The sequence below is a fragment of the Anaerotignum sp. genome, assembly GCF_040307045.1.
GTDB lineage: Bacteria > Bacillota > Clostridia > Lachnospirales > Anaerotignaceae > Chakrabartyella.
The window spans coordinates 14,438-39,828 of record NZ_JAWRKF010000012.1 but is presented as its reverse complement, the minus strand read 5'-3'; the positions used below and the strand labels follow the sequence as shown (position 1 = coordinate 39,828).

Annotated in this window: 15 protein-coding genes, 1 tRNA gene and 1 rRNA gene; 2 read left to right on the top strand and 15 right to left on the bottom strand. The window is 39.3% G+C overall.

The window, feature by feature from the left end; genetic code table 11:
• The 13 genes from ABVZ64_RS07415 to ABVZ64_RS07355 form a co-directional block, all read right to left on the bottom strand.
• Positions 1-59 (bottom strand): 16S ribosomal RNA (locus ABVZ64_RS07415); the annotation flags it as partial.
• Positions 60-304: 245 nt separating this feature from the next.
• Positions 305-1,039: an NAD-dependent protein deacylase gene (locus ABVZ64_RS07410; protein ID WP_352400392.1), complete on the bottom strand. Its 735-nt coding sequence runs from the start codon at positions 1,037-1,039 to the stop codon at positions 305-307.
• Positions 1,040-1,157: 118 nt separating this feature from the next.
• A complete protein-coding gene (locus ABVZ64_RS07405) occupies positions 1,158-2,474 on the bottom strand; it encodes a hemolysin family protein (protein ID WP_352400391.1) in 1,317 nt (438 codons plus the stop codon).
• Positions 2,475-2,903: 429 nt separating this feature from the next.
• Positions 2,904-4,079, bottom strand: coding sequence for a pyridoxal phosphate-dependent aminotransferase (locus tag ABVZ64_RS07400; RefSeq protein WP_352400390.1), 1,176 nt, complete (start codon positions 4,077-4,079; stop codon positions 2,904-2,906).
• 31 nt (positions 4,080-4,110) lie between these two features.
• Positions 4,111-5,106 (bottom strand): AIR synthase family protein, encoded by a 996-nt coding sequence (locus ABVZ64_RS07395; protein WP_352400389.1) that lies wholly within the window; start codon positions 5,104-5,106, stop codon positions 4,111-4,113.
• Between the two features lie 74 nt (positions 5,107-5,180).
• A complete protein-coding gene (locus ABVZ64_RS07390) occupies positions 5,181-6,680 on the bottom strand; it encodes a VanW family protein (protein ID WP_352400388.1) in 1,500 nt (499 codons plus the stop codon).
• A gap of 297 nt (positions 6,681-6,977) precedes the next feature.
• Positions 6,978-9,722 carry a VWA domain-containing protein gene (locus ABVZ64_RS07385; protein ID WP_352400387.1) on the bottom strand — a complete coding sequence of 915 codons (2,745 nt, stop codon included), beginning with the start codon at positions 9,720-9,722 and terminating at the stop codon, positions 6,978-6,980.
• Positions 9,712-11,508, bottom strand: coding sequence for a vWA domain-containing protein (locus tag ABVZ64_RS07380; RefSeq protein ID WP_352400386.1), 1,797 nt, complete (start codon positions 11,506-11,508; stop codon positions 9,712-9,714). The genes ABVZ64_RS07385 and ABVZ64_RS07380 overlap by 11 nt, the downstream gene beginning before the upstream one ends.
• Before the next feature lie 204 nt (positions 11,509-11,712).
• Complete coding sequence (locus ABVZ64_RS07375) at positions 11,713-13,167, bottom strand: DUF8809 domain-containing protein (protein WP_352400385.1); 1,455 nt, start codon at positions 13,165-13,167, stop codon at positions 11,713-11,715.
• A gap of 3 nt (positions 13,168-13,170) precedes the next feature.
• The gene (locus ABVZ64_RS07370) at positions 13,171-14,097 is read right to left on the bottom strand and encodes an ABC transporter permease (RefSeq protein WP_352400384.1); all 927 of its coding nucleotides are present in this window, start codon (positions 14,095-14,097) and stop codon (positions 13,171-13,173) included.
• A complete protein-coding gene (locus tag ABVZ64_RS07365) occupies positions 14,094-15,020 on the bottom strand; it encodes an ABC transporter ATP-binding protein (protein ID WP_352400383.1) in 927 nt (308 codons plus the stop codon). The genes ABVZ64_RS07370 and ABVZ64_RS07365 overlap by 4 nt, the downstream gene beginning before the upstream one ends.
• A complete protein-coding gene (locus tag ABVZ64_RS07360) occupies positions 15,007-17,517 on the bottom strand; it encodes a DUF8725 domain-containing protein (protein ID WP_352400382.1) in 2,511 nt (836 codons plus the stop codon). The genes ABVZ64_RS07365 and ABVZ64_RS07360 overlap by 14 nt, the downstream gene beginning before the upstream one ends.
• A 241-nt stretch (positions 17,518-17,758) precedes the next feature.
• A complete protein-coding gene (locus tag ABVZ64_RS07355; RefSeq protein WP_352400381.1) occupies positions 17,759-19,612 on the bottom strand; it encodes an ATP-dependent helicase in 1,854 nt (617 codons plus the stop codon).
• Positions 19,613-19,779: 167 nt separating this feature from the next.
• Here ABVZ64_RS07355 and ABVZ64_RS07350 point away from each other — a divergent pair, with 167 nt between their 5' ends.
• Together ABVZ64_RS07350 and ABVZ64_RS07345 are read left to right on the top strand one after the other, a co-directional pair.
• Positions 19,780-21,093: a glycosyltransferase family 4 protein gene (locus tag ABVZ64_RS07350; RefSeq protein ID WP_352400380.1), complete on the top strand. Its 1,314-nt coding sequence runs from the start codon at positions 19,780-19,782 to the stop codon at positions 21,091-21,093.
• Positions 21,094-21,213: 120 nt separating this feature from the next.
• A tRNA-Arg gene (locus ABVZ64_RS07345) sits at positions 21,214-21,287 on the top strand.
• A 114-nt stretch (positions 21,288-21,401) separates the two neighbouring features.
• On the opposite strand, the gene ABVZ64_RS07340 is transcribed toward ABVZ64_RS07345, so the two are convergent.
• Positions 21,402-22,781, bottom strand: a complete 1,380-nt coding sequence (locus ABVZ64_RS07340; protein ID WP_352400379.1) for an alanine/glycine:cation symporter family protein — start codon at positions 22,779-22,781, stop codon at positions 21,402-21,404.
• Positions 22,782-23,535: 754 nt separating this feature from the next.
• Positions 23,536-24,915 carry an alanine/glycine:cation symporter family protein gene (locus ABVZ64_RS07335; RefSeq protein WP_352400378.1) on the bottom strand — a complete coding sequence of 460 codons (1,380 nt, stop codon included), beginning with the start codon at positions 24,913-24,915 and terminating at the stop codon, positions 23,536-23,538.
• Positions 24,916-25,391: the final 476 nt, after the last annotated feature.

Sequence of the window (25,391 nt, the reverse complement as noted above, 5' to 3'; positions counted from 1 at the left end):
TGCATGTGTTAAGCACGCCGCCAGCGTTCATCCTGAGCCAGGATCAAACTCTTAAATTAAAGTTTTGTCCTGCCAGTCTTAAATCTGGCCTTCTCTGGTTTTTTCGAAACCAGCAAACTCTTTTGTCTCTTTTAAAAGCATATGCTTTTGAATTGACTATGGGTTGTGTGTTTTTCAAACGCTATTCTATTTTCAAAGTTCACAGCACTTCACAGCGCAGAATTTATTATATCTAAGACATGCCAAAATGTCAAGCAATATTTGCATATTTTTTTTATTTATTTTTTAGTTGCTTTGAAAACCCCTAAAAATCAAGGATTTCTCGAAAAACCTGACCAATACTTTTTGTAATGACTAGGGCTGCTTTATGGTCAAAGGGTGTTGTCGACTTATTAATTAAAACCATTTTTTCGCCTCTATAATAATTAATTAGGCCCGCTGCAGGGTAAACATTTAAACTAGTCCCCCCAATAATGAACACATCAGCATTGCAAATATATTCAACAGCCTTCTCCAGCGTTTCGCCATTTAGATTTTCTTCATAAAGTACAACATCTGGCCTTACAATTCCACCACAAATGTTGCATCGTGTCACGCCTTCGTCCTTTATCACATACTCTAAAGGAAATTGTTGCTTACATTTCAAGCAATAGTTCCGATAAAGGGTTCCATGCAACTCTAATACATTTTTACTACCTGCTTTTTGATGCAAGTCGTCAATATTCTGTGTAATAATAGCCTTTAGTTTTCCTTCACTTTCTAGTTTTGCCAATGCTTTATGGCAATCATTTGGCTCTGCATCTGGATATAATAGCGTTTTTTTATAGTACTGAAAAAAGATTTCCGTGTATTGTTGAAAGAATGATCGACTCAGGATTGTTTCAGGACGATACCCATATTCACTAATGGCAGAAAAAATTCCATTTTCACTTCTAAAATCAGGTAATCCACTTTCCGTAGAAACACCAGCACCGCCAAAAAAAACAATATTATCACTTTCTTGAATCCACTTTTGAAGCTGTGCTAACTGCTCTTGCAAAAAATCCCCTCCAAATAAATTTCATAAGGTTTAAAGAAGCCCTTGAGATAGAGCTTTTTAACCTATTATACTTTTTAAAAGTATATCATCCTTTGTTTTTGTTTTCAACCTTACTGAATTATTCCTCACCATCTTTCGTCTGTTCCCTAGGAAGTACTTTAACAATGGTTTCACCGATTCTGTGGTTTTCCACCTGCTTCACCTGTATTTCCATGCCAGCTGTGACTAAGCTAAATCGACTACCATCCTCTGGAATTCTTCCCAACTCACTAAAAATAAAACCGCTATATGTTTCATATTCTTCCACAGGCAAGGAAATCTCCAACTCCTCACTTACATCTTCTAAGGAGGCACAGCCCATAATTCTCCATGTGTCCTCAGAAAGGTTCATAATTTCTTCTTCTTCTGTGTCCTCTAACATATCTCCAATCAGCAAATGAATCAAATCCCTCAAGGTGATTACCCCACTTAAGCCACCATACTCATCCAAAACCAAAGCAAAGTGCTTTCTGTTAGCACGCATATTCTTTAATAATGCGTCTGCTTTCATTGTTTCGGGTACTAAAAAAGGTTTTTCTACTGCTTCTGACATAACCGTATCCCGGCTTTTATCTTTCAACCGAAAGTATGTTTTGGTGTCTAATACCCCGATAATATCATCACTATCTTCACCGCAAACAGGGAAGTATGTGAAACGATTTTCTAGAATTATTTTTTCCCACGTATCCATATCATCTTCAATTTCTAACATAACGACGTCTACACGATGGGTACACGCCTGCTCAACAGGGGTATCGTCGAAGGCAAACACATTACGTATAAACGTGCTTTCTTCAATATCAATGGTTCCTTTTTCATTACCTTGATCTAGCATCATAAAAATTTCTTCTTCTGAAACTACATCATCCTCATCCTCAGGGTCAATACGCATCAAACGTAAGATTCCATTTGTGGATGCCGTTAACAACCATACCAAAGGTGCAAATATTTTGGATACCGTTCTAAGCATTCCGCTCATAGCCAAGGCCAATTTTTCCGCATTTTTCATAGCCACACGCTTGGGAACCAATTCTCCAAAAACCAAGTTGAAATATGCTAAAATTAAGGTAATCACAAAAACACAGAAGGAGCGCAGAACACTTAAAGGTGCATCTATCCCCTCATTTTGCATCATTTGTGCCAACTCACCCGCAAAATTTTCAGCTGCGAACGCACTACCCAACAAGCCAGCTAATGTAATTGCCACCTGAATTGTAGCCAAGAATCTTGCTGGTTGTTCTGTTAAAGAAAGCAACCTTTTTGCTCTTTTATCCCCATGCATTGCCATTCTTTTCATCTTTGCATCATTCATTGAAATTACTGCTATCTCTGCACTGGCAAAGACGGCATTCAATGCTATTAAAACTACTTGTAAAATGATTGGACCTAAAAACATCAATTCTTCCTCCTTAATTTCCTTACAATAAGACAACAAAAAAAGGCATACCTCACCTGTAACATTTTATGTTATAGACAAAGTATACCCTTGTATTCATAATCTTATAGACTAATATGCAATTCTCACAACTCTCGGCGTCATTTTCTCCGTCTGATTCCAAAACTAAATTCTCTCCTTTTTATAAAATATAATTAGGTATATCATCTCACATTTTCCCGTCTTCGTCAATCAACGAAAGGTTAAAATTATATTAACCTATGCTATAATTTATCAAAAGGTGCAAAAAAACTATAGTTGTCCTCCCCCATGATATTGTTATGGAATGTTACTGTTGCAAAAAAAATTACTACCCTTGTAAAAACTGATTGGAACAATCTTTATATGAAAAAAGGTTTGTATTAGGCACCTCCAATTCGCCGCTAACTTTTACTGATTATATTTTACTAAAAAACTTTCTATTTTCCCCATACAAACCCGTAATTCATCCATGCTATATGCATAGGAAATACGAATAAACCCTTCTCCGCACTGACCAAATGCATTTCCTGGTACCACCGCTACGCCACCTTCAAAAAGCAGCTTTTCACAAAATTCTTCGGAGCTTAATCCAGTTTTTTGGATAGAAGGAAAGACATAAAAGGCCCCCTTTGGTTCAAAGCAAGTTAATCCCAATCTATTAAACTCCTCCAGTAGATATCTCCTTCTTTCGTCGTATGCCTCCCTCATCACTCGCACATCTCCATCACAAAGAACATCGTCCCTTAAGGCCTCAATAGCAGCCTGTTGGCTCATTACCGGGGCACTCATAACAACATATGCATGAATTTTATTCATTTGAGCAATTAAATCTTTTGGGCCTGCAGCATAGCCTAAACGCCAACCCGTCATAGCAAACGATTTTGAAAAGCCATTTAACACTATGGTTCGTTCATACATTCCATCAATTGAAGCAACTGAGATGTGGTCTTTATCGCCATATGTAAGCTCTGCATAGATTTCATCGGAAATGACTAGCAGGTCATGCTTTATGATAATAGGCGCAATCTTTTCCAAGTCTTCTCTTTCCATAATTGCTCCCGTGGGGTTATTGGGATAAGGGAGAATAATTGCTTTTGTTTTTGGTGTAATTGCCGCCTCTATTTCATCAGGCATCAGTTTAAAATTATTTTCCACTTTCGTTGTCACAATAACTGGCACACCATGCTGCAAAATTACAGATGGCTTATACGAGACATAGCATGGCTCAATGACTAAAACCTCATCACCAGGTTCCAAAATTGTACGCAAAGCAACATCAATGGCTTCCGATGCACCAATGGTGCACATAATCTGACTAGTAGGGTCATACACCGTATGAAAACGTCTTTCCAAGTAATGGGCAATACGTTCCCTCAATGCAGGGATACCTAAGTTCGCAGTATATCTCGTCCTGCCCTCTGTCAACAAATCTATAGCAGCCTGCCTAACATGTTGAGGTGTTTTAAAGTCTGGTTCACCAACCCCCAAAGACACCACATCGGACATAGTTGCCACTACATCAAAAAACTTACGAATACCCGAAGGGGGTAAGTCCACTACGTGTTTTGCCACAAAATCTCTCATATTTATCAGCCTTCCTCTTATGTCCAATTACTTACCGAAAATCCACGTAATATAAAGCATCGCTTTTTGGTTCTCCAAGCATAATTCTTTCTGTGTCGGACACCAAAACTCGTTCTTTCTCAGTTATCTTCCCAATGACCGCTGCAAAAATCCCCAAACAGGACAATTTTTCTACCAACGCTTGTCCATTTTCCGTTGTTATTATCATTGTTCCGCTAGAAATTAGCTGTAAAGGATCAATCTTAGCAGCATTACAAATCAGCCTTGTTTCTTCTCTTATAGGGATTTTTTCCTCCCAAATTTCCACACCCATTCCCGAGCATTCTGCTACTTCCCAAACCGCACCTAGAATCCCGCCTTCTGTAGCATCATGCATTGCCGTTGCGCCATGTCCCACAGCAACCAGGGACTCCCTTCCCACAGACAAAAAATCCTTCATCCCTTGGGCAGATTTTATGACCTCTTTAGGCACCCGATCCACCAGAACTTCCTCGTACTCCTTAGCAATGATTGCTGTGCCTTCAAGGCCTGCCCATTTGGTCATTATGACATCTTGCCCGATTCTTGCACCGCCCGTTTTAATTATTTTTCTCTGACGACTTTTTCCAATTACTGCTGCCGAAACAATAGGCTTTATCACTGCATCTGTAACTTCAGTATGTCCTCCTAAAATCTCTATACCTAGCTCTTCAGCCCCTTTTAATGCCCCGTCCATAATTTCTTTCAACACAGACTCATCACTTTTTTCTGGCAACAAAACAGTTAATAAAATCCCAACTGGTTCTGCACCAGCTGAGAAAATATCATTACAGTTGATTTGAACCGCCAAATACCCAATGTCTTTTGCTGCCCCGGTAATCGGATCCGTAGATAATACACACATTTCATCTTGCAGGTCAATCACAGAGCAATCTTCACCAGTTTTGGGCCGCAACACAATATCATCCCGCCTAATGCCATTTTGCCTAATGGGATGCATAACGATAGACTCTAAAATTTCCGGAGGAATTTTCCCAATTTTGAACATAATACTTCCGTCCTTTCGTACAGAAAGTACCCCTGAAGCATGGTGCTTTTCAGAGGTACTTACTTCCATTTTTCTTATTGTATTCCAAACGAATTTTCACTATTAGAGCCTGTGGTAGGAGGATTTTCTGGTTGTGTCGGTACAAAAACCGGCTCGATAGCACCAGCTTTTTTTGTACCTACTGTTACTTCATCCGCAACCGCTCGATATGAGGAACTGCTAAACCAATCCTTACTTATCTGTTTACCGTTTTGGAATACTTTTTTATTTACAGAAACCTTTGACCCCGTTCGGCCAGTATGAGTGACTTCTCGCTGGCCTTCAGGTTTCTCAGGATCCTCTTTTATAATCTCATTAGGCTTCGGAATAGAGGCTTCAAAAACAGTTTCAAACTCAACTTTTCTGCCAGGTTCATGGATCTCATGGCCATAAAGCTTAACTTCTAACACACCATTTGCCGCATATGCCTCTAAATAAATAGGATACTCCGTGTTGTTTTTAATTTTTAAATCTTTATAATTACCTGCAATTGCTGCATCTCTACCCAAAGGAACATAGCCAACGGTCATAGAATGAGGATGCCTTTCCACAATTTCCAATTCTGCATAAATAGCAGCATTATACAGTGTGGATGTAATCTGGCAAACACCACCACCCATTCCAGCCTCTACTTTTCCATTTACGTAAACACCGGCATCTCGGTAACCACGCTCATAAGTCTGCTCGCCTAATCCCTCAGACGCAGAAAAAACTTCACCTGGCGCTATAATGCTTCCATTTAAATATTTACATCCCACAACCAAGTTCGTGTTTCTATTTTTATCGTTTGCTGTATATTTTGTGGTATATGATCCTATTAGGTCGGTTACATGTTCGTTATCTTCATAGGTAATTTCAGGTTCCGTGACCTCTGCAACAATCCCAGCTCTTCCCCCCACCATGGATTCAACCACATGATCCACATTCACCATGGTTGCTTCCAAGTCCATCTTCCGTCCGTGAACTTCTTTAGAAATAACGAATTTTCCATTGGTACGTGTCAAGCTACTGTTTTCAGCCTCTCGGTCAAATTGTGATGCCACTTCAATTAATTTGTCCTGCATTTTGGTTGCATCATAGGTAAATTCCAGAGAAACATCTACCCCAAATTTTAACAACGATGATACCGCCTTCTTATTTTCTTTTTTGCTACCTGTTCTACCAATGTTATATGCAGCATCTACTGCCTGTTCCACTTGATATTCCGCACCAATTTCTTGGAATGAGTAAACCCATTCTTCATCCTCATAATAAAGAACCAATTTTTGGTTTGCCGCATCTTTTCCATGGCTACGGACCAACAAATCTTGAGCCTCTTCTTTGCTTAATCCGCCTACATCAACACCTTCAATGGTTACTTTGGGAAATATCCCCTTCTGAGCCATAATTTCATTTATTTTTTTGTTTTGATTATACGCATAAGCAGAAAATCCGCCTATTAAGCAGAAACATACAATTAGAACCCCTATTATAATACCTCTATTGCTTTTTCTCGCCTGCTTTCGATAACGCCTTCCTGCATTTTTTTCTTCCATGTATTCTCCCCCTACTTCTACGGCTACCCTGAACCTAACTATAACTGAATCAACCTATTCTATTATAGTTTGATTTTTCCCCAAACTTGCTTAAGAAGTTTTTAGTGTTTTTATCTTTAACGGATAAATATACCTTGAGCAAAGGTGGAAATGAGTTATAAAAAAATACGCCGTTATGTAAATGGCTTAATTTCGATAAAACAGCCAATAAAACTATCATAACGGAGTATTTTTTAAATTACAATATATATTCGAATAAATAACATTACATTTTTATGACAATGTAGGAAACATTTTTTAACTTTTACGTTTTTTCTTAGCTTTTACTAGTTTCTCAGCCGTACTTTCAGGAGGTTTATGATTTGAGACAGGCTTTTCTTCCTCACTCTTAGATTTGTCCTCCTTGATAGCATCCTTCATTTCCTGGTTTTGAAAATTTATGGGTTTGGCTTTTGGCCTGAACTTAGCCTTAAACCCTTTTTGAAGCATTAAACCTTCCATTTGTAATACTAAAAAAGAAAACCTACGTAAAGCGATGTCAATCAAAAATAACAACATAGCTAGAACCATAAAGAATATTGTTAAATCCCTTTTGGAAACTACCCCTAGGGGTTCAGACTCAAACACTTGTCTTCCTTCTTCCAAAACCCGACCACCACTAGCAGAGGAAATCTGTTGTAATAAAGATAAACCTAGGCCTTTTTGGGTAATATCATATTCTTTTGGATAGGATAGTGCAAAACCAGTATTAAAATTTTCTAGTCCTTCTTTTTTTTCTATCTCTAAATTGGCTACATATGCCCCTTCTTCCGCCGTTTCAATTTCACCTTCATAAATTCCCGGTGCGGTCATTACTAGTTTTGACTCATAGGCATTACCTTTTGAATTCAACACAGTAGCTACTACACCCTCAATTTTCTCATCAAAAGGCATTTCTAAGCGCAGGTTACTTTTCTTTGCACCACCTTCCGCTGTTAGCTTCATATTCTGTGCCATTTGTGCATTCATTACCCACCCAAGGGTGTTTCTCAAAACACGGCTACCTTCACTAGCTGCAAGCCAGTCCTTTGTCCATGCTCCACCCACATCAGATGTCCATGCCGCAGTTCTACCCAACCCATATTGCCATGTTGATAAAATCGGCTCCCCTCGATCGCTAATAAAAACGGAGTCCGCTCTACTTTTTGCAGTAGTACTAACGTATCCACCCAGTGTGGGTACCGCTGTTATTGCAGATAAAATTGCCGATGCATCCTTTTGTTCTGGATAAAAGTTGCGGTTATTCAAGTATTCTTTTCCAGCTAATAATGTTTCCTTTGCAAAAATACTAGGCAAATCCGTAAACTCGTCAGTAAAGTAATACCGCCCATTCCCCTCACTAGATAACTTGCGTAAGAGAGTAGTGTCTGCATCCCCTCCCACAGCTACAGAGGATAACGTGATTCCATTGTTCTTCATCCTAGTCAATAGGGGGGTGTATCCATCCTGCTCAGCCTGTCCGTCAGTCAATAGGATAATATGCTTTTCTTTGGCATCGGTTTTGGTTAAAACATCCACTGCTTCTGTCAATCCAGGCAGTATACTGGTTCCTCCGCCAGCTTGAATCTTTCCAATTTGTTGTTCTATGGATGCCTTATCCCCACTAACCAAAGTCATAGGCACAGCCCATTGGAACAAATCGTCAAACGTAATGATGCCTAATTGATCTTTTTCTTTGAATCCATCCAAGCTTCGTATTGCCGCCTCTTTTGCCATTTCCAATTGGGTTATTCCATATTCTCCCGAGGTCATACTGCCTGAACGGTCTATAACCATAACCATTGCCAAATCTGGTTCTTGGCCCTCTGTCTTTAATTCCATATCAACAGGGAGCATGGCATCAAGCTGTGTGTGAAAGTATCCACCCAAAGCAAAGGATTCATCACCACCACTGACAATTAAGCCACCGCCTAGAGTCCGTACATACACCTCCAGGATATCCAAAAAACCTTCTGACAGAGTTTCAACGCAAACATTCGCCATAACTACACAATCATACCCTTGCATTCGGTCAATGGAAACAGGAACTGCACCTGGTGTTACTGAATCCACCTGTAACTGTGAAGATGAAATAATGTCATTCCATCCTTGACTATCCTTTTGGTCCCCAATTAGCAATACTCTTGGAACATCATCAATATAAGTATAGGCGTAAAATTTATTGTTTTTACTCTGGCCATCCTTTTCAGGCGTGATTTCCGCACGATAAGACACACCACCACCTGCAGCAGTTACGTCAGAAAACACAACTCGACTCTCCCCGGCGGTAACACGGATTTTTTCATTGGCAATCAATGTATTCCCCTTGTATAACCGCAACTCCGCAGCCGTATCAACATTTGAATCAATACAAACAGCAATATCATACGCCGTATTTTTATGTATTAGAGCGGGCAGTTCCAACGCTGTGATTTGAACCTCTTGTCCAATTTCTTGTGCCAAGGGGTACACATCTATGGTAACCCCTTGCGTCGACAAAACTTTTGCCTCTAGCGCGGCATCCCCCCCGGTTTCCTCTCCATCAGAAACCAGAACAATTCGTTTTGCAGCATCTTTTGGCAAAATACTTCCTCCTAGTTTCATAGCAGATGCCAAATCAGAGGCTCCTTCATCCACATAAGTTAAAAACCCACCAACAGGCAAATTCCCCTCCAATGTAGGTAAAAATTCCACCCCTGCATCTTTGCCGAAACAAACCATCCCAACACTATCTTTTTTTCCCCTGGCTTCATTGGCTTCTCGTATAAAGCTACTAATATCAGCATTCTTTACACTGGCAGAACGGTCAACTATAAAAATTGTTGAGGTAATATCAGATTTATTTGAAATATGGGGCATTGCCATAGCAAACACAATACAAACACAGACCCCAATTCTTATACCTGAGCAGAGTCTTCGTTGGAAGGCCGAAGCAAATCGTCCTTTTTGTGCTACATACCATATAAACCCAATTATAATGGGCAAAAGCCATAACCAATGGGGCTTCAAAAACTCAACGCTCACGGCAATTCACCCACCATTCTATCATTAATACCAAACACAAAAGCAAAAGCAATAAGTTTCTGAAGGACTTACCTATCCCTATGGTTTTTTCATTAGTTTCCTTTGCTTCTATTTTCTCACCTTTTACTGTCAAATCCGATTCTCCCTGGGTTTTAGGGTTAACCCCAAATATTTTCGTTCTTTGGTTACTGGCACTGTCTTCCTCGACAAGAGAGTAGAACCCTAACTTTTCCGTTTTGGTAAAAGGGGCAGATGGGAAAGGCGGTGCCACAATCACCTTTTCATCTTTAGGTGTTACCACCCAGGCTTTTTCAGTTTCAGGTCGAAATGCGAAAGAAATTCCTTGGCCTGCTTGCAATTGTGTAAGACCCTCCTCTCCTTGGGGAAAGTACCACTGAATCAGACGATAAAGTAAAATTGGAAATCCAGCAGTTAAAGGTAAATCAGAATCATGTAAATCAAAACCAAAAACCGCCATTCTTCTGCCTTCATATTCCCCGAAAATTGCCAGCGTATCACCGTCAGCCCGCACCAGGGGCTTGCCCCAACTTGCTTGGATTGGCTTTGCCTTTGCAACCTCAAATGAAATTGAGGAAATATCAGAAAGTCCCGTATTATCTGAAATTCGGGCAGTACCATTTATGTTCTTCTCCGCTCCTAATGTCACGTAATGATTTGTTGGTGGATTCAATAACATAACAAACCCATCCTTGGGTAACACTTCGGGTAAAAAACCATCAAAAATATATAATCCATATCCAGATAGGTCTTTTGCGTTTTCTGGTGTTGTCTTATATAATTCAACTTGATCTATTACAGAAATTGCCTTTTCTAAAAACAAATTACTATTTGTTATCAGCAGGATCTTTTCACTGCTTGCCAAGGAAATTCCCTCATACCGTATGTTGTCTGCCTGCAAGTCATCCTCAGGGAACAGGCGCACCATGATAGAGTTCGTACCCTTTGGCACTGCTCGAAAAGTTACATCTACCGATTCCCCCCGATCCAAAACAAAACTTTTTGTATCAAAAACTGTGTCATCCACATAGAGAGTAACAGTTTTTTCATTACCGTCTTTACCCCAATTTTCCAGCCTCGTTAGTACTGAAAAGCCATCCTCCTGCTCTGTGTAGGATAGCAATGATAAGGCACTATTGTTACCAGCTTTATTATAAACCTTCTCTTGAAGGGGTAGGTCACCAAAACCACCAAAATCATCGCTAAAAACAACAATTTCGCCACCAAGAACTTCTTTTTCCGCTTCCACAATGGTTTTGGCCTTATCCCAAGAAACCCCACCATTGGTAACTTCCGTCTCTTGTATACAGCGTAGCACCTGTTTTTTGTCATTTTCCCCACTCAAGAGCAAAATTGGCTCTTCTTGTAAAAGTACCACAGAAAAGGATGTCTGTGGTGCCGCATCTTCAACCAAGCGTAACATATCCTTCTTTGCCGACAAAAACCTGCTCTCAGGGACATCAGTAGCTTGCATACTCATAGAACAATCCAAGGCCAACACATAATCAACCACTTGGCCTTTACCCATAATATAGGGACCACCTAGTGCAAAGGCCAGCAGGAGTGCAGCCCCAATTTGCAAAAACATCAATAGATTTTTTCTTAATTTTTGCCAAGGTTCCTGAGCCTTTGACTGAGGTATTGCCTTTTTCCAAAGGTAAAGGCTGGGCACTTTTGTTTCTTTATATCTTTGTTTGAATAAATACATTAAAATAATAATGGGCACAGCCAATAAGGCCAGTAACCCCCATGGTGTAAAAAAGCGCATACCTTCCCCCCTTTCGTAAAACACAAACATATCACTAAAACATGATTTGGGAATTCAATCTTTTTTATATGAAGCAATGTGCTCATTGAAAAGGTTTATAACTAACATCTTTTTGCCTTCAATAAATAGATCCAAAACATCCCCACAAAAACCCCACAAACCATTCTTGAGATTTTTCAATGTATTTTCTCTCAACTATAATTCCTATTTTTCCAAGGTAGAGAAATACTCTGCAACCAGCTGACGCATACCATAAGGTGTATTCTGCTCGTCTAAGGCCTTCATCGCCTCATTTTGATAACTATAAAATACTCGCTCATAGGGCAAACGCTCTCCCTCTTCACCAATGGTTTTTTCTTGGGTCAAAGAGCTATTTCCGCCCTCATTTTTTGTTCCACCAACCTGCGTGTCATAGTCTGCTTTTGCAGAGGCCTTTCTTGTAAAAATTTCCTCTCCTTGAATATGGCCCGTTCCCCGACCATCCCCACTACCGCCCTGACCTTGACCTTGGCCTTGACCTTGGCCTTGACCCTGGCCTTGACCCTGGCCAGATTCTGTTGCCTCACATTGTCCACTCTCACATGGTTGTTCCATCTTTGTTTCACCAAGTTGCATATTTGCATTTTGAAGCGCTTTTCTAAGTTGCGTATTTTGCATACTTTGGGCAATGAGTTGATTTTTTAGTTGATTCAATTGCGCTGAAGATGCTGTCCCGCCAGCCATGGCCTTTGCTAATTGCTCCAACGCCTTTGCCAGGTCCTCGCTGGACATCTGGGTAGCATCCGTTGCCATCTGTTGACCCAACGCAGAAATCTGCTCCTTTGTAAGTTGTTTCAGCTGCTCCTGAAATTTAGCCATAGCACTTTCAATGGCACCTATATCGCCTTTTTCTGCCGCTTCCCCAATGGGAGCTGTTATTTCCTGTTTTTCAAATTCTTTTGCTACTTGTTTTAATTCTTTAGAAACACTATCTTTTTCAAGTTTTTTCAGCTTTTGCTGTTCTTCTTGCACTGCTGTTTCTCCAGCTTCTTTGGTGGTAACCCGCTTTAGTTCTTTTGCAAGCCCCTTCATTTCTTTTTGCAAGAGCTTTTTTTCCTCTAGAGAAAGTGTAGCATCCTGCTCAACCTCCTTGATAACCTTTTCTATCTGGTCAAGCTTTGCCTGCGCATAAATTTCTGCTTTTTCTTCCCTAGGTGATGGTAAAAAGCCCGATGCCATAGTCAGAGTAACGAAAAGAACCATACATAGAAAAGGTTTCTTAGGAAACCTCATCCCATATTTTTTTGAAAAATCCATTTGCTCCCCAATAGAGATTCCATCTTCTACCACCATCTTTTCTATTTTAGAAAGTTCTTGCTTTTCTAATAACTCCAATGCCGTCACCATTCGTTCTTGCCCACCCAAAGAGTCAGCCGTCTTTGCCACATCCTGCCATTTAGGCTGTTTCAAAAAAGCAAACATAGTGGCAAAAACAGTTGCCAGGCTAAAAATTGTAAACACACAAAGCATTGCATATGGAAAAAAAATGATTTTAGACAGCAAAACAACGGCAAGCCCTATGATACTTGCCGCCATCCACAGCCGAATAAGTTTTTGTAAAAATCCTTCTAAAAATAGTTTTCTTTTTAGGGGAGTCAATAGGGCTTGCATTTTTCCCATAGCTTATTCCTCGCTTTTTTTGTTTTTCTTCTCTTTCTTGGCTTTCCTGGTGACGTTCGTTTTATATTTCTGTTTGTGTTCCCTAACAGGGTTGATAAGGCTTGCAGCAAGAACTACAAACACACATCCAACAACAACCTGAAATGTCATATGCAGTATCCAAAGATTGCCTGATGCCCATAAAATAAACGAGCTCTTGGTACCCTGTGTATAATTAAAAAATGCACTCTGCAAAATATTAGTTCCAATCTGATTATCAATCAAAGAGAAAAATCCCACCCCAGGATTGGGGATTAACTTTATTAGAGTCGCCCCATCTGATGGTTCATAAAATCCCCTCACCATCATTGGTAACAATACCAAAAGCAATGTGCCAAAACACAAAACCCCCGTAATGATATAGACCAACATAATGGAAACCACAGTCCTTTTATAGATGCAGGAAAAAAAGATAGAAATCCCTCCCAGCATAAATGCAGTCGTTAACGTAAAGCAAATCATAGTCAACAAATTACCAATGCCAACGCTACCAAAATAAAAAACAATAGAAAATACAGGCAATGTGCTGATAATTAGCAATAATACAAAGGCCATTGAGGATAATAACTTGCCAATTACAATAGAAAATGGTGAAAGCTTAGTGACTAATAATAAATCTAAGGTCTGGCGCTCTCTTTCGCCGCTGATACTGCCTGCCGTTAATGCCGGCACTGAAAGCACAACCAAAGCCATTTGTATAGCTGCCAAAACCACATACAAGTACACCACACTTTGTGGATCAAACCCAAAACGGTACGACTGAAATACACTTGTATAAAAGAAAATACCTGCGCCCAAAGTCATCATTAGCAAATAAAAAGTAAGCACTGCATAATTTTTCCATCCTCGTAGGGAGGTAATTGCCTCCCTCCTTAATACAGGGTTCATCATATGCTCTCACCTCCCGTAACTTGCATAAACACTTCTTCTAGATTTCCTTCCTTCTCTTTAAAATAAAGCAGCGGAATATCCGCCAAAACCAATTGTTTCAAAATGTTTGCCAGCTGCTCATTTGTCCCTACAAAGTCAAACTCTACATCTTTGGTATTCTCCTCAATGGAACGAATTAGGGGTTGCTCCCTTAAAATCTTTACCATTCTATCCATCTCTCCCAGTGATTGTAACTGAATCATTCGTTTCTGGCTCAACTTTTGCATAATTTCCTGTACCGAGCCTTGGGCAGCCAGCTTTCCCTGGTTAATAATGCATACCTCTGTACACAATTCCGCAAGTTCAGGCAATATATGAGAACTGATAATAATTGTCTTTCCCATTTCTTGCAGTTGCTTTAAAACCTCTTTCATCTCTACCCTAGCCCTAGGATCAAGGCCCGATGCAGGTTCATCTAATATTAAAAGCTCAGGATCATGAACAAGACTTCGTGCTAAGCAAAGCCTTTGCTTCATACCTCTAGACAGAGAATCCACATAACTTTCTTTTTTATGAGCCAAATCTACAATTTCCAAAAGGTTTTCGATAATTGCCCTTCTTTCTTTATAAGGAATTCCATAGGCTCCAGCATAAAAATCCATATATTCCGTTACTTTCAAATTGTCATAAACACCGAAAAAGTCTGGCATATACCCTATCTTTTCTCGTAAACCCCGAGGATTCTTTGTGACGTCCACCCCATCAATAATAACATTACCACCTGTTGCGTTAAGTAAGCCAGCCATAATACGCATTGTGGTTGTCTTTCCTGCACCATTTGGCCCTACAAAACCACAAATTGCACCCTTTCCAACCGATAACGTTAGCTGATCCACAGCGGTAAATTTCCCATATTGTTTGATCAAGTCCTTAATTTCCAGCAAACAAGCCACCCCCTTCTATGAATAATTGGGGAACTCCTGTTTCCCGCTCCCTAAAGCAATGCAGTTTTACCTCAACAAGGTTATTTTCATCTAAATAGTTTTCTACGTTCACTTGCTCACCCACAGCAACTTCATCCCACTCTTGAGTAATACGATTATAAATCCATACACCCTCTGCCATAAAACCATCAGCGTCTGTTCCCATTTGAAGTTCCATACCTTCAACACGCACGCCCTCTGGAATCATATATGCCACATTAAAATCTCCGTCCTCGAAAGGGTATATTCTGCTTTCTTTTCCATCATCATATAGGTCAAACTTTATGGGAGCATCAACAACGCCTCTCAAACCAACCTGGAACTCCTCCTGCTTAGATAACTCCAAGGGGAAGTCTTGATGATACATAGAAATACTATTTTCCATAACCCGTTTGCCATTAACCCTCTTCTCTCCACCGACAATGGGTGTCTTGCTAAAACCAAAAAAGGTAACAGGTATTAAATCTGACGTCTGATTGTAATCAAAGAATTCCTGGCACAAATCCTGCTCCACATACCTTAGGTAGGCTTCTTTTCTTGACATCTCTCCATTTGCTACCTTATTTCTAATTTCTTCATAGTTATAGCCTCTATAAGGCATCCAAGCATCTTCGCCAAAGTTTTCTGTGGAGAGATCCACTTTCAGAGTTTCCCCTGCAACTAACGAATCAAATTCCTGCAAATAGCCATTTAAAACTAAGGTAATGCGATAAAAATCAATATTGGTATGATTGATAATCTCACCTACAAATTTCCCATCTTTCATACTAACGGTACTTTCAACACTCCCACCCAAATCAACACTGCTTTGGGTTCTAAAGTATTGAGTGCCCCAACTAGGGCTTTCAACAAAGTTCACCTCCGTTGTGTCACCGCATGAAATGCGATATGTGCATTTCTCCTTTTTGGGCTCATTGCTATAATAATAATCCTCCAATTCTATACTAACTGGCATTTTTTCTTCTGCAGTAAAGAGTACGTCTCCCTTTCCAGATGATTTCAATGCCATACCTATATCTGCCTTTGCAACATCTGATCCTTGCTGCATCTTAACATAAGCAATCGTATTCATTAACCCATTTTTATAGGTGCTGCTTTGTGCCAAAAGAAAAATCACTCCCATAAAAGCAAACGAAAGAAGTGGTACTAAAATCCATCCTTTTTCTCTTTTATCTTTTTTCTTAAGTATAAAATACAAAATAGGGCCTGCAACCAAAATATAAACAACAATGGCTCCAATAATTAAGTACACAGAATGCATTTCAAAGGGGGGAAAATCTCCCGCAATGTATCGCAGACGATCATAATTTCTACCTTCGTCGTAGGAGGTTACCATAAAGGCGGATTCTGCTACCTGCCGCAAAACCTCTTGTAGCATATTTAAAGTTGTATTTTGGCCTGCCATAGGCGCAGAGGACAACGAAAAATGACTTATAACAACCCGACCTTGTCCAGCCTCAACTGCTGAAAAAAGTGTATTTTCCCCCTCTCGTTTTAAGGTTTGCAGCCCATCTCCCTTCAGCTGGGCCAATGTAACCTCTCCCGAAATTCCTTGCAAATTGGAAACTTCAGCTGTGCCTTCAAACTGAATATCAGATAGTAAACTTAGTCCTTTGAACACTTTCTGAGTTGCTGCACCTGTTCCAACCACAAGGGTACCTCCACCTAAAACCCACTGCTGTAGTGCATTCAGCTGCTGAGCTGAGAGTGTAGAAAAATCAAAATCATCGACCACTAACACGGAAAAGCTTTGTAATATAGAAACGGAACGGGGAAAAGAATTCTCATCTAAAAAAAGGGGGAAGTCATAATTTTTGCTGAACTCCCCACTATATTCCATGGAATCATCCTCCATTTGAGCCAAATGTAGATTATGAATATATTTTAGATCTTGAGGGTTATCACCTAAAACCCCAATCATAATAGTATTGGGATCTTTTGCAGTCAAAAAAGTATAATCCTGATAAACAACATTGTTCTTTTCATCCACCAAAGAAATCTCCAAATACTTATGTATATTTCCCATGGTAACTTCCATATCAATAGACTTGGATGCTCCTTGCTCTAAATCCAAATTTTGGTAATAAATGGCATACTCCTTGCTATCGTTCATTGCCCGGGTATAGGCTTTAATCTGTACTTCACCATGAAATGAATCCCCATGGTTTGTAATAACCCCACGAACAGGCATTGCCTTTCTAACAATATAATTTTCTCGAAACCCTGCCTGCAGTTCAACCTCAAATTGATCATTGCCGAAACTTTTCAAGGAGCCTACAGTCTCATCAACCTGGTTTTCTTCCTTTACTTCTGTTGACACAATAGTTGCTTCCCGGGTGATCGGCGCCGCAAAAATTGTAAATGGAGCAAGCATGCTCAAAATCATGATAATCGCCATGATTAAAGCAATAACCGCTAGTATTTTTTTCTTCAACCCTTGTTTCTTGTGATAATTCATAGTCTCCTCCGTTTATCATTTAGTAAGATACAGGTAAAAAATATATATTTTAATGCCTATTCAAAAACTTTCTTTCATTACCAGCCTTGAGATACTTGAAATAATAAGAAGAATTTAAAACGCCATTATACCGTAACGTTTATCATTTAATAGCCTATTTACCTCACATATTCCCTTCCGTGCTTTATTTTTATTATAACAACAGTGAAACAGGAATGTTTTAACATTTCCTTACGATTTTCTAAGGTTTCTTTTTAAATAAATCCTCTACTTCTAGCCCCATCTCTTTTAAAAACCTGGATGGTATCGTTTCTTTTCCATACCTTTCCCAAGTTGCAGATAAACAAAGCTTCTCTTTTGTTCTGGTAACTGCAACATAAAATAGGCGCCGTTCCTCTTCCATATCTTCCTTCGCCCTTTCATGGGGAACTACCCCTTCTACGAGTGAGGGCAAAAATACTGCATAAAATTCCAAGCCCTTTGCACCATGCATCGTTGAAAGGATAACCCCCTTGGGAGCAACTGTTTTTTCTCGAAACTGCTCCTGCATTTGACGGCTCATTTCTTCTAAGTTTTTTCTAAACTCACGTACATCTGTACTATTTTTTGCACACTCCGTTATTTCATCTGCAATTTCCATCAATGCTTTTCCGCTTGATTTGCGATAGGCAGCATATTCCTCCAAATATTCGTCATACCCAATTACCCGCCGAATATATTTTAGACCCTCATAGGGATTTTGTTTTCCAATCTGTACTAAATCCTGACGCAGTCTCTCCAAGCTTTCCTCCTGCCATTTCTTTAAGCCAGGGCTGACAAAAAAATTCCTAAGTAAGGTATACGGCATTTTTTCTGCCTCTTCTATAAGATCCTTGCTAATATATCGCTTTGGTTTATTTATAATCCGCCGTAGAGCACTATCAGCCTCTTCACTCTCCCCAAGGGTTAGGTAGGCCAGAAGGTCTTTTGCTATCCAATGGTCGTAAATATTGCCAGCACCATCTCGTATAGTATAGGGAATCCCTCTACGATATAACGCCCGTGCAAAAGCTCCCCCTTGGAGGTTGGTGCGATATATGATTGCAATATTACTTAAGTCTATTCCATCATCTAGAAGCCCACTGATTTTTTCTGCAATATTCTCTGCTTCCACCGTTGTATCCTCAGCTAAAAAAAAGGATACCTTCTCTCCCTTTCCATTCACGCCTTTTAAATCTTTCTGGTAACGATTCTCATTCACCCCAATCACCTTTCCTGCCAAAGAAAGAATTCGGTGAGAGGAACGATAATTAATATCAAGAGTTACACTTTGACCTTCAGGATAATGCCTCTCAAATTCAAGCAAAAAGTCAGGTCGAGAACCACGAAAACTATATATACTCTGATCGTCATCCCCAACAACAAAAATATTGTTATTGGGTGCTGCCAATAACTTTATACACTCATATTGAACCCTATTAACATCTTGAAATTCATCCACCATTATATAAGGAAATTTTTCTTGCCAACAGGCAAGAATCTTTGCATCCTCTAAAAAAAGTTCATAGCATTGTTTTAGCATATCATCAAAGTCAAGTTTTCCATACCGCTCTTTATATCCATCGTAAGCACGATACAACTGGCGAAACATCTCTTGATCCATCCCTTCTGGTATAAATTCAAAGGGTGTCAACAATTCATTTGTCATAAATGATGCTTGCATAATAAATTGTGAAGTAAACTCCTCCACATCATCTATAGCCCATTTCTTTTCAGATAATATGTTTAATAAAACCTTATGTTTTTCCTCTTCGCCAATAATCTGTTCAGAAGTATACCCATAGGCCTTACGCAAAACGCGAAAAAAAAGGCTGTGAAATGTGGCAAACAAAACATTTCCGCCACCCCTATGCCCAAACCTTTCCTTCATTTCAGATGCGGCCGCCTTCGTAAAGGTCACAACCAGTATTCCCTTGATTTTATTTTCTGATAAAAGCCGCTTCAGTCGGCACAGGATAACAGTGGTTTTTCCACTGCCAGGCCCAGCCAACACCATCATGGGTCCCTCTCCATGATTAACAGCAATCCTTTGATTTTCATTCAGTTTTTTCGCCATATCCTACGCTCCTATCTTTCATTTCAGTATATCATAAAATGCAAGAAATAAAAAAATTAATAAAAACTTCACAAATTCATAAACATTTTACTGTTGTAAAAATATAAGAAGTGTATTAAAATCTCATAAGGACACGATTAAATATAAATGGACTAAGGAGTATTTTTATGAATATAGGTATATTTTCAGACACATACTTTCCACAGATTAACGGTGTCGCTACCTCAATCCGTACATTAGCTCGTGGGTTAGAGCAAAAGGGTCACAATGTTTATATCTTCACACCGTGGGACCCCCGTACACCAGAAATTGACGAACCAAACGTTTTTCGTATTCCAAGCATGCCCTTTTTGTTTGTTAAAAACTTTCGTGCTGGCCTTCTTTGCCCACCTCATCTTTTAAGAAAAATTCACGCCCTCAACTTGGATGTGATTCATACACAAACAGAGTTCTCCCTCGGCTTCTTTGGCAAATTCATTTCAACAACCCAAGGGATACCATTGGTGCACACCTACCACACCATGTATGAAGATTACGTTCATTACATTGCAGGTGGACATATTATCACCTCTGAAATGGCTAGAGATTTTAGTAAGGTTTTTTGCAACGCTACCACTGATGTAATCGTGCCAACACAAAAAACAAAGGACCTACTATTAAGTTATGGCGTCACCACACCTATTTCTATCATTCCTACTGGGATTGACACATCTCATTTCAATCAGGATAACTTTTCTTGCGAAGAAATCCAAGAACTACGCCATTCCTTAGGGCTATCGGCAGACACGCCTGTTGTCCTTTCTTTAGGCAGAATAGCAAAAGAAAAAAGTATTGATGTGGTAATAGGAGCAATGCCAGCTTTATTACAAAAAATCTCGAAAGTAAAATTGGTTATTGTAGGGGAAGGGCCTGAAAAAGAGAACTTAGAGGCTCTGGCCAAAACTTTGAATATTGAGGAACATGTTATTTTTACTGGCGGCAAACCTTGGACAGAAATCGGAAAGTACTATCAACTAGGAACTGTTTTTTGTAGTGCCTCAATTACAGAAACACAAGGACTTACCTTTGCAGAAGCAATGGCGGCTGGTGTCCCTGTAGTGGCACAAAAAGACCCTTGCATTGATAATATCATATCACATAACCAAACAGGTTTGCTGTTTGAAAACAAGGAAAATTTACCTGAATTGTTATATCAGGTTCTTACAGATAAAGCCCTACAAGAAAGGCTTTCTGTTGCTGCAAAAGAAACAATGAAAGACTTATCCGTAGAAAAATTTTGTTCTAGCGTTGAGATGCTATACAATAAAATCCTATTAAGTGGTGATAGACCCGAAAAAATTTCAGCACCTATTATCCCATTGGTTCTTGGAGCTAGGATGGCAAAAAAAATTACCAAGTACCCAAAAAAACTCGTGCAAAACGGTTTTCATCACACACAACAGTTTACGAAGATACTGCCCTATATCAATAAGCATAAATAATCTAACCCCTTTTCTCTAGATTTCAATTTAAAGAAAAGGGGGTTTTCTTCTAAAATTTCAAAATACCTCTTGACAAACATATCTCAATCTATTATGATATTAAATGTTCCGAAAAGCTATGTGAGTGTAGCTCAGCTGGATAGAGCGTCTGACTACGGATCAGAAGGCCGCGTGTTCGAATCATGTCACTCACACTTTTTACTACGTTTCTTCCTTAGAAACGTAGTTTTTTTATTCTATATCTTAACAACATACAAAAAAGACGACATTTCTGCCGTCTTTTTTTACGTGGGGTGTGATGCTCAAATTTATTTGTTTACTGTAGGAATTGCATCTGTGGACCAACCCTCCATATTGTCGTCCCACAAATATTTCTTTGTTTCCGTAACAATAACTCCGCTTAGACCAAGCAAAGCAACTAAGTTAGGGAATGCCATCATAGCATTCAATGTATCAGCAATGTTCCAAACAAGGTCAAGGGCAGTAACACAACCAATAAATACTACAACTACCCAAACAAAGCGGAAAGGTTTAATTGCCTTGGTACCAACCAAATATACCCAAGATCTTTCGCCATAGTAGCTCCAGCCTAAAATTGTAGACCATGCGAAGGTAATTAAACCGATAGTAAGAACGATGGGTCCAACAACAGGAATTGTATTAAAAGCTGCTGTGGTTAACATACCACCATTTAAACCAGACATAGTCTCTGGGTTCTTCAAAATAGAAGTTACCAAAACCAAACCTGTCAAAGCACAAACAACGATTGTATCCCAGAAAACACCGGACATAGAAATCAGAGCCTGACGTACAGGGTTTCTTGTCATAGCAGCTGCGTCAGCGATAGGCGCAGAACCCAAACCAGATTCGTTTGTAAACAATCCACGTGCGATACCAAAACGAATTGCCATCATTACTGTTGCACCTACAAAACCACCACCAGCTGCTGTTGATGTGAATGCGCTGCTTACAATCAACTTAAATGCTGAACCAATGAAAGGTGCGTTAATTACCAGAATAATAATGCAGCCTAAGATATAAAAACCTGCCATAAAAGGCACCAGTTTTTCACAAAACTTAGCGATGGATTTTACACCTCCCAAGATAACCAAAGCAGTTGCAATTGTTAACACAATGCCTGTAATCCAAGAAGGTACACCGAAGTTTGCATCAACCATAGTTGCAATAGAGTTGGCCTGTGTCATATTGCCGATACCAAAGCAAGCAATACCTGCAAAGACTGCAAACAGAATACCTAACCATTTTTGACCAAGGCCTCTTTCCAATGCATACATAGGACCGCCCACCATAGCACCAGTTTTATCCTTAACCCTGTACTTAATAGCCAACAAAGCCTCGCCGTATTTTGTAGCAATACCAAAAAGACCTGTTAACCAGCACCATAAAATTGCACCAGGGCCACCTAAAGCTACCGCAGTAGCCACACCAACAATATTACCAGTTCCAATTGTTGCCGCCAAAGCTGTTGCCAAGGCACCAAAGCCAGATACATCGCCTTCGGCTTCATTGTCGGGTGTGATAGAAAGCTTGATTGCCTTGCCTATGTATCTCTGTACAAATCTTGTTCTAATTGTTAAGAACACATGCGTACCAAACAATAGAACTAGCATTACGGGGCCCCAAACGAAGCCATTGATGGTGGATACAAAATTATTTATTGCTTCCATGCTATTCCCCCCTAATTAATAAAGAATGAGTGCGTCAGCCAGAGTCTCCAATACTAAATATCGTTATTACTCCCCCACGTTCAATTTGTTAAAAAATTATCATTTCTTATTTTTTACAGAACGGATCAGAGCCTCTTGCTCGTATCCTATTTTACCTATTTTTTTCTAAATTACAAGTTTTTTTTGACATATAAAATACTACAAAATATTTTTTTTGCATTGAAACTATGCATATATTAGTATATTAATTATATTTATTTTAAATTTTATGTGTATATTACATCATATTTTTTTAAAATATGCCTTGAACTTCAAAAAGTTTGTAATATAATTAAATTTTATCCCTTTATTAGTGCGAAAAATGAAGCATAATTCATATATTTTCACCCTTATTTTTTTCATTGTCACATTAACATCTATTTTTTTGTGATAAAAAGGCCAGTTGACGTCATTTTTTTAACGAATTCTTAACAGGTTTTTTCATTTTTGGCTTTTTTCTTGCTTATTATACCCCTATCTACCTCAATCATGGGGTATCATCCCATTCATATGCTCTCCCCCCAGTTTGAGAAATATTTGGCAACAATGAAACTGAGAGTCTCCCATGCTTCTAATTAATTTTCATCCCCTCTATTCTATCATCCACAAATTTTTATATGATGCAAATCTGAAAAAGAATAATATTCGGAAAAACCAAAAACCACGCAAAAAAAGCGGCGCATCCACGCCGCTTTTTTTACTCAATAAAGAAAAATTACCTATCCACTGTGGGAGTTTCATCTGTTGACCAGCCCTCCAAGTTGTCATCCCACAAATACTTCTTAGTCTCAGATACAATTACACCACTTAGGCCTAACAGAGCAATTAAGTTGGGGAATGCCATCATTGCATTTAGTGTATCTGCGATATTCCACACCAACTGCAAAGACATAACACAACCAATAAATACTACAATAACCCAAACTACACGGAAAGGTTTGATACACTTTGTTCCTACCAAGTACACCCAAGCTCTCTCACCGTAGTAGCTCCAACCCAAAATTGTAGACCAAGCAAAGGTAACCAAGCCAATGGTCAAAACAATAGGTCCTATTATCGGGATATGATTAAACGCTGCAGAAGTTAGTGCACCACCATCTAATCCAGCCATACCTTCAGGGTTTTTCAAAATAGAAGATACTAGCACCAAACCAGTTAAGGCACAGACTATAATTGTGTCCCAGAACACACCAGACATGGCAATCAACGCCTGTCGCACAGGGTTTTTGGTCATTGCTGCTGCCGCTGCAATAGGTGCCGAACCTAAGCCAGATTCATTTGTAAATAGACCACGGGCAATACCAAAGCGGATTGCCATCATTACAGTTGCACCAACAAACCCACCACCAGCTGCCGTCGGGGTAAACGCACTGGTCACAATCAACTGAAACGCAGAACCGATATAAGGTGCATTGATGAACAAAATGACTATGCAACCTAATATGTATAAACCCGCCATCAATGGAACCAACTTTTCACAACACTTAGCGATAGATTTCACGCCACCCAAAATAACCAAAGCTGTGCAAACAGTTAATGCAATGCCAGTAACCCATTGAGGCAATCCAAAGTTATTTAAAACCATTGTCGAAATAGAATTTGCCTGTGTCATATTCCCAATACCAAAACAAGCTACGCCTGCAAACACAGCAAATAAAACACCCAGCCACTTCTGACCAAGGCCTCTTTCCAACGCATACATGGGACCGCCAATCATTGAGCCTGTACTATCCTTCACTCTGTATTTAATGGCCAACAAAGCTTCACCATATTTTGTTGCAATACCAAAAAGACCCGTTAACCAGCACCAAAGAATTGCACCAGGTCCGCCTAGTGCAACCGCTGTGGCCACACCAACAATGTTACCCGTACCAATCGTTGCTGCCAAAGCCGTTGTTAACGCCCCAAAACCAGATACATCTCCCTCTGCATCAAGGTCAGGTGTAACAGAAAGCTTAATGGCCTTCAATGTATACCTCTGAATGAATCTAGTTCGCAGTGTTAAAAATATGTGCGTACCAAACAACAAAACCAACATTACAGGACCCCATACAAAACCATTTACTGCATCAACAAAACTATTTACTGCATCCATTAAATTCCCTCCCTAACTTAACCATACGTATAAAATATTGACACAGATAAAAAACCATATCTACTAACACCAAATAAATAGTATACAAATTAATATATTTTATTAATAGGTATTAATAATTTAAATCATGATTTTAAATCTAGTTTTTATTGTACATCACTTCATTAAAAACACAAGTGTTTTTTTAGGGAGGACAATTATAGTTGCTATGAACACCAAATTCTAAATACAATATACACGAATTTCAGTATAATCATTTTAATATTTTATCCATCTTTTTACATAATCTCCTTTATCCTTCTGAGTAATAGAACATTTTGGTCATAGAAAAATCGTAAAATACTCTTTTCTTATATTAATACACAATTTTTTATGTTTTACACTTCTAAAAAATGTGTATTGATAGGTTCAAATTTTTTCTGGTATGACTTTGAAGAAATACCTTTTTAATCACCCTTATTCTAATTTTCCAACAT

Excerpts from the sequence above, each read along its gene's own strand:
- ABVZ64_RS07405 (WP_352400391.1), bottom strand. The coding sequence starts at position 2,474 with ATGTTTTTAGGTCCAATCATTTTACAAGTAGTTTTAATAGCATTGAAT.
- ABVZ64_RS07400 (WP_352400390.1), bottom strand. The coding sequence starts at position 4,079 with ATGAGAGATTTTGTGGCAAAACACGTAGTGGACTTACCCCCTTCGGGT.
- ABVZ64_RS07395 (WP_352400389.1), bottom strand. The coding sequence starts at position 5,106 with ATGTTCAAAATTGGGAAAATTCCTCCGGAAATTTTAGAGTCTATCGTT.
- ABVZ64_RS07390 (WP_352400388.1), bottom strand. The coding sequence starts at position 6,680 with ATGGAAGAAAAAAATGCAGGAAGGCGTTATCGAAAGCAGGCGAGAAAA.
- ABVZ64_RS07380 (WP_352400386.1), bottom strand. The coding sequence starts at position 11,508 with ATGCGCTTTTTTACACCATGGGGGTTACTGGCCTTATTGGCTGTGCCC.
- ABVZ64_RS07375 (WP_352400385.1), bottom strand. The coding sequence starts at position 13,167 with ATGGGAAAAATGCAAGCCCTATTGACTCCCCTAAAAAGAAAACTATTT.
- ABVZ64_RS07370 (WP_352400384.1), bottom strand. The coding sequence starts at position 14,097 with ATGATGAACCCTGTATTAAGGAGGGAGGCAATTACCTCCCTACGAGGA.
- ABVZ64_RS07360 (WP_352400382.1), bottom strand. The coding sequence starts at position 17,517 with ATGAATTATCACAAGAAACAAGGGTTGAAGAAAAAAATACTAGCGGTT.
- ABVZ64_RS07355 (WP_352400381.1), bottom strand. The coding sequence starts at position 19,612 with ATGGCGAAAAAACTGAATGAAAATCAAAGGATTGCTGTTAATCATGGA.
- ABVZ64_RS07350 (WP_352400380.1), top strand. The coding sequence starts at position 19,780 with ATGAATATAGGTATATTTTCAGACACATACTTTCCACAGATTAACGGT.
- ABVZ64_RS07340 (WP_352400379.1), bottom strand. The coding sequence starts at position 22,781 with ATGGAAGCAATAAATAATTTTGTATCCACCATCAATGGCTTCGTTTGG.
- ABVZ64_RS07335 (WP_352400378.1), bottom strand. The coding sequence starts at position 24,915 with ATGGATGCAGTAAATAGTTTTGTTGATGCAGTAAATGGTTTTGTATGG.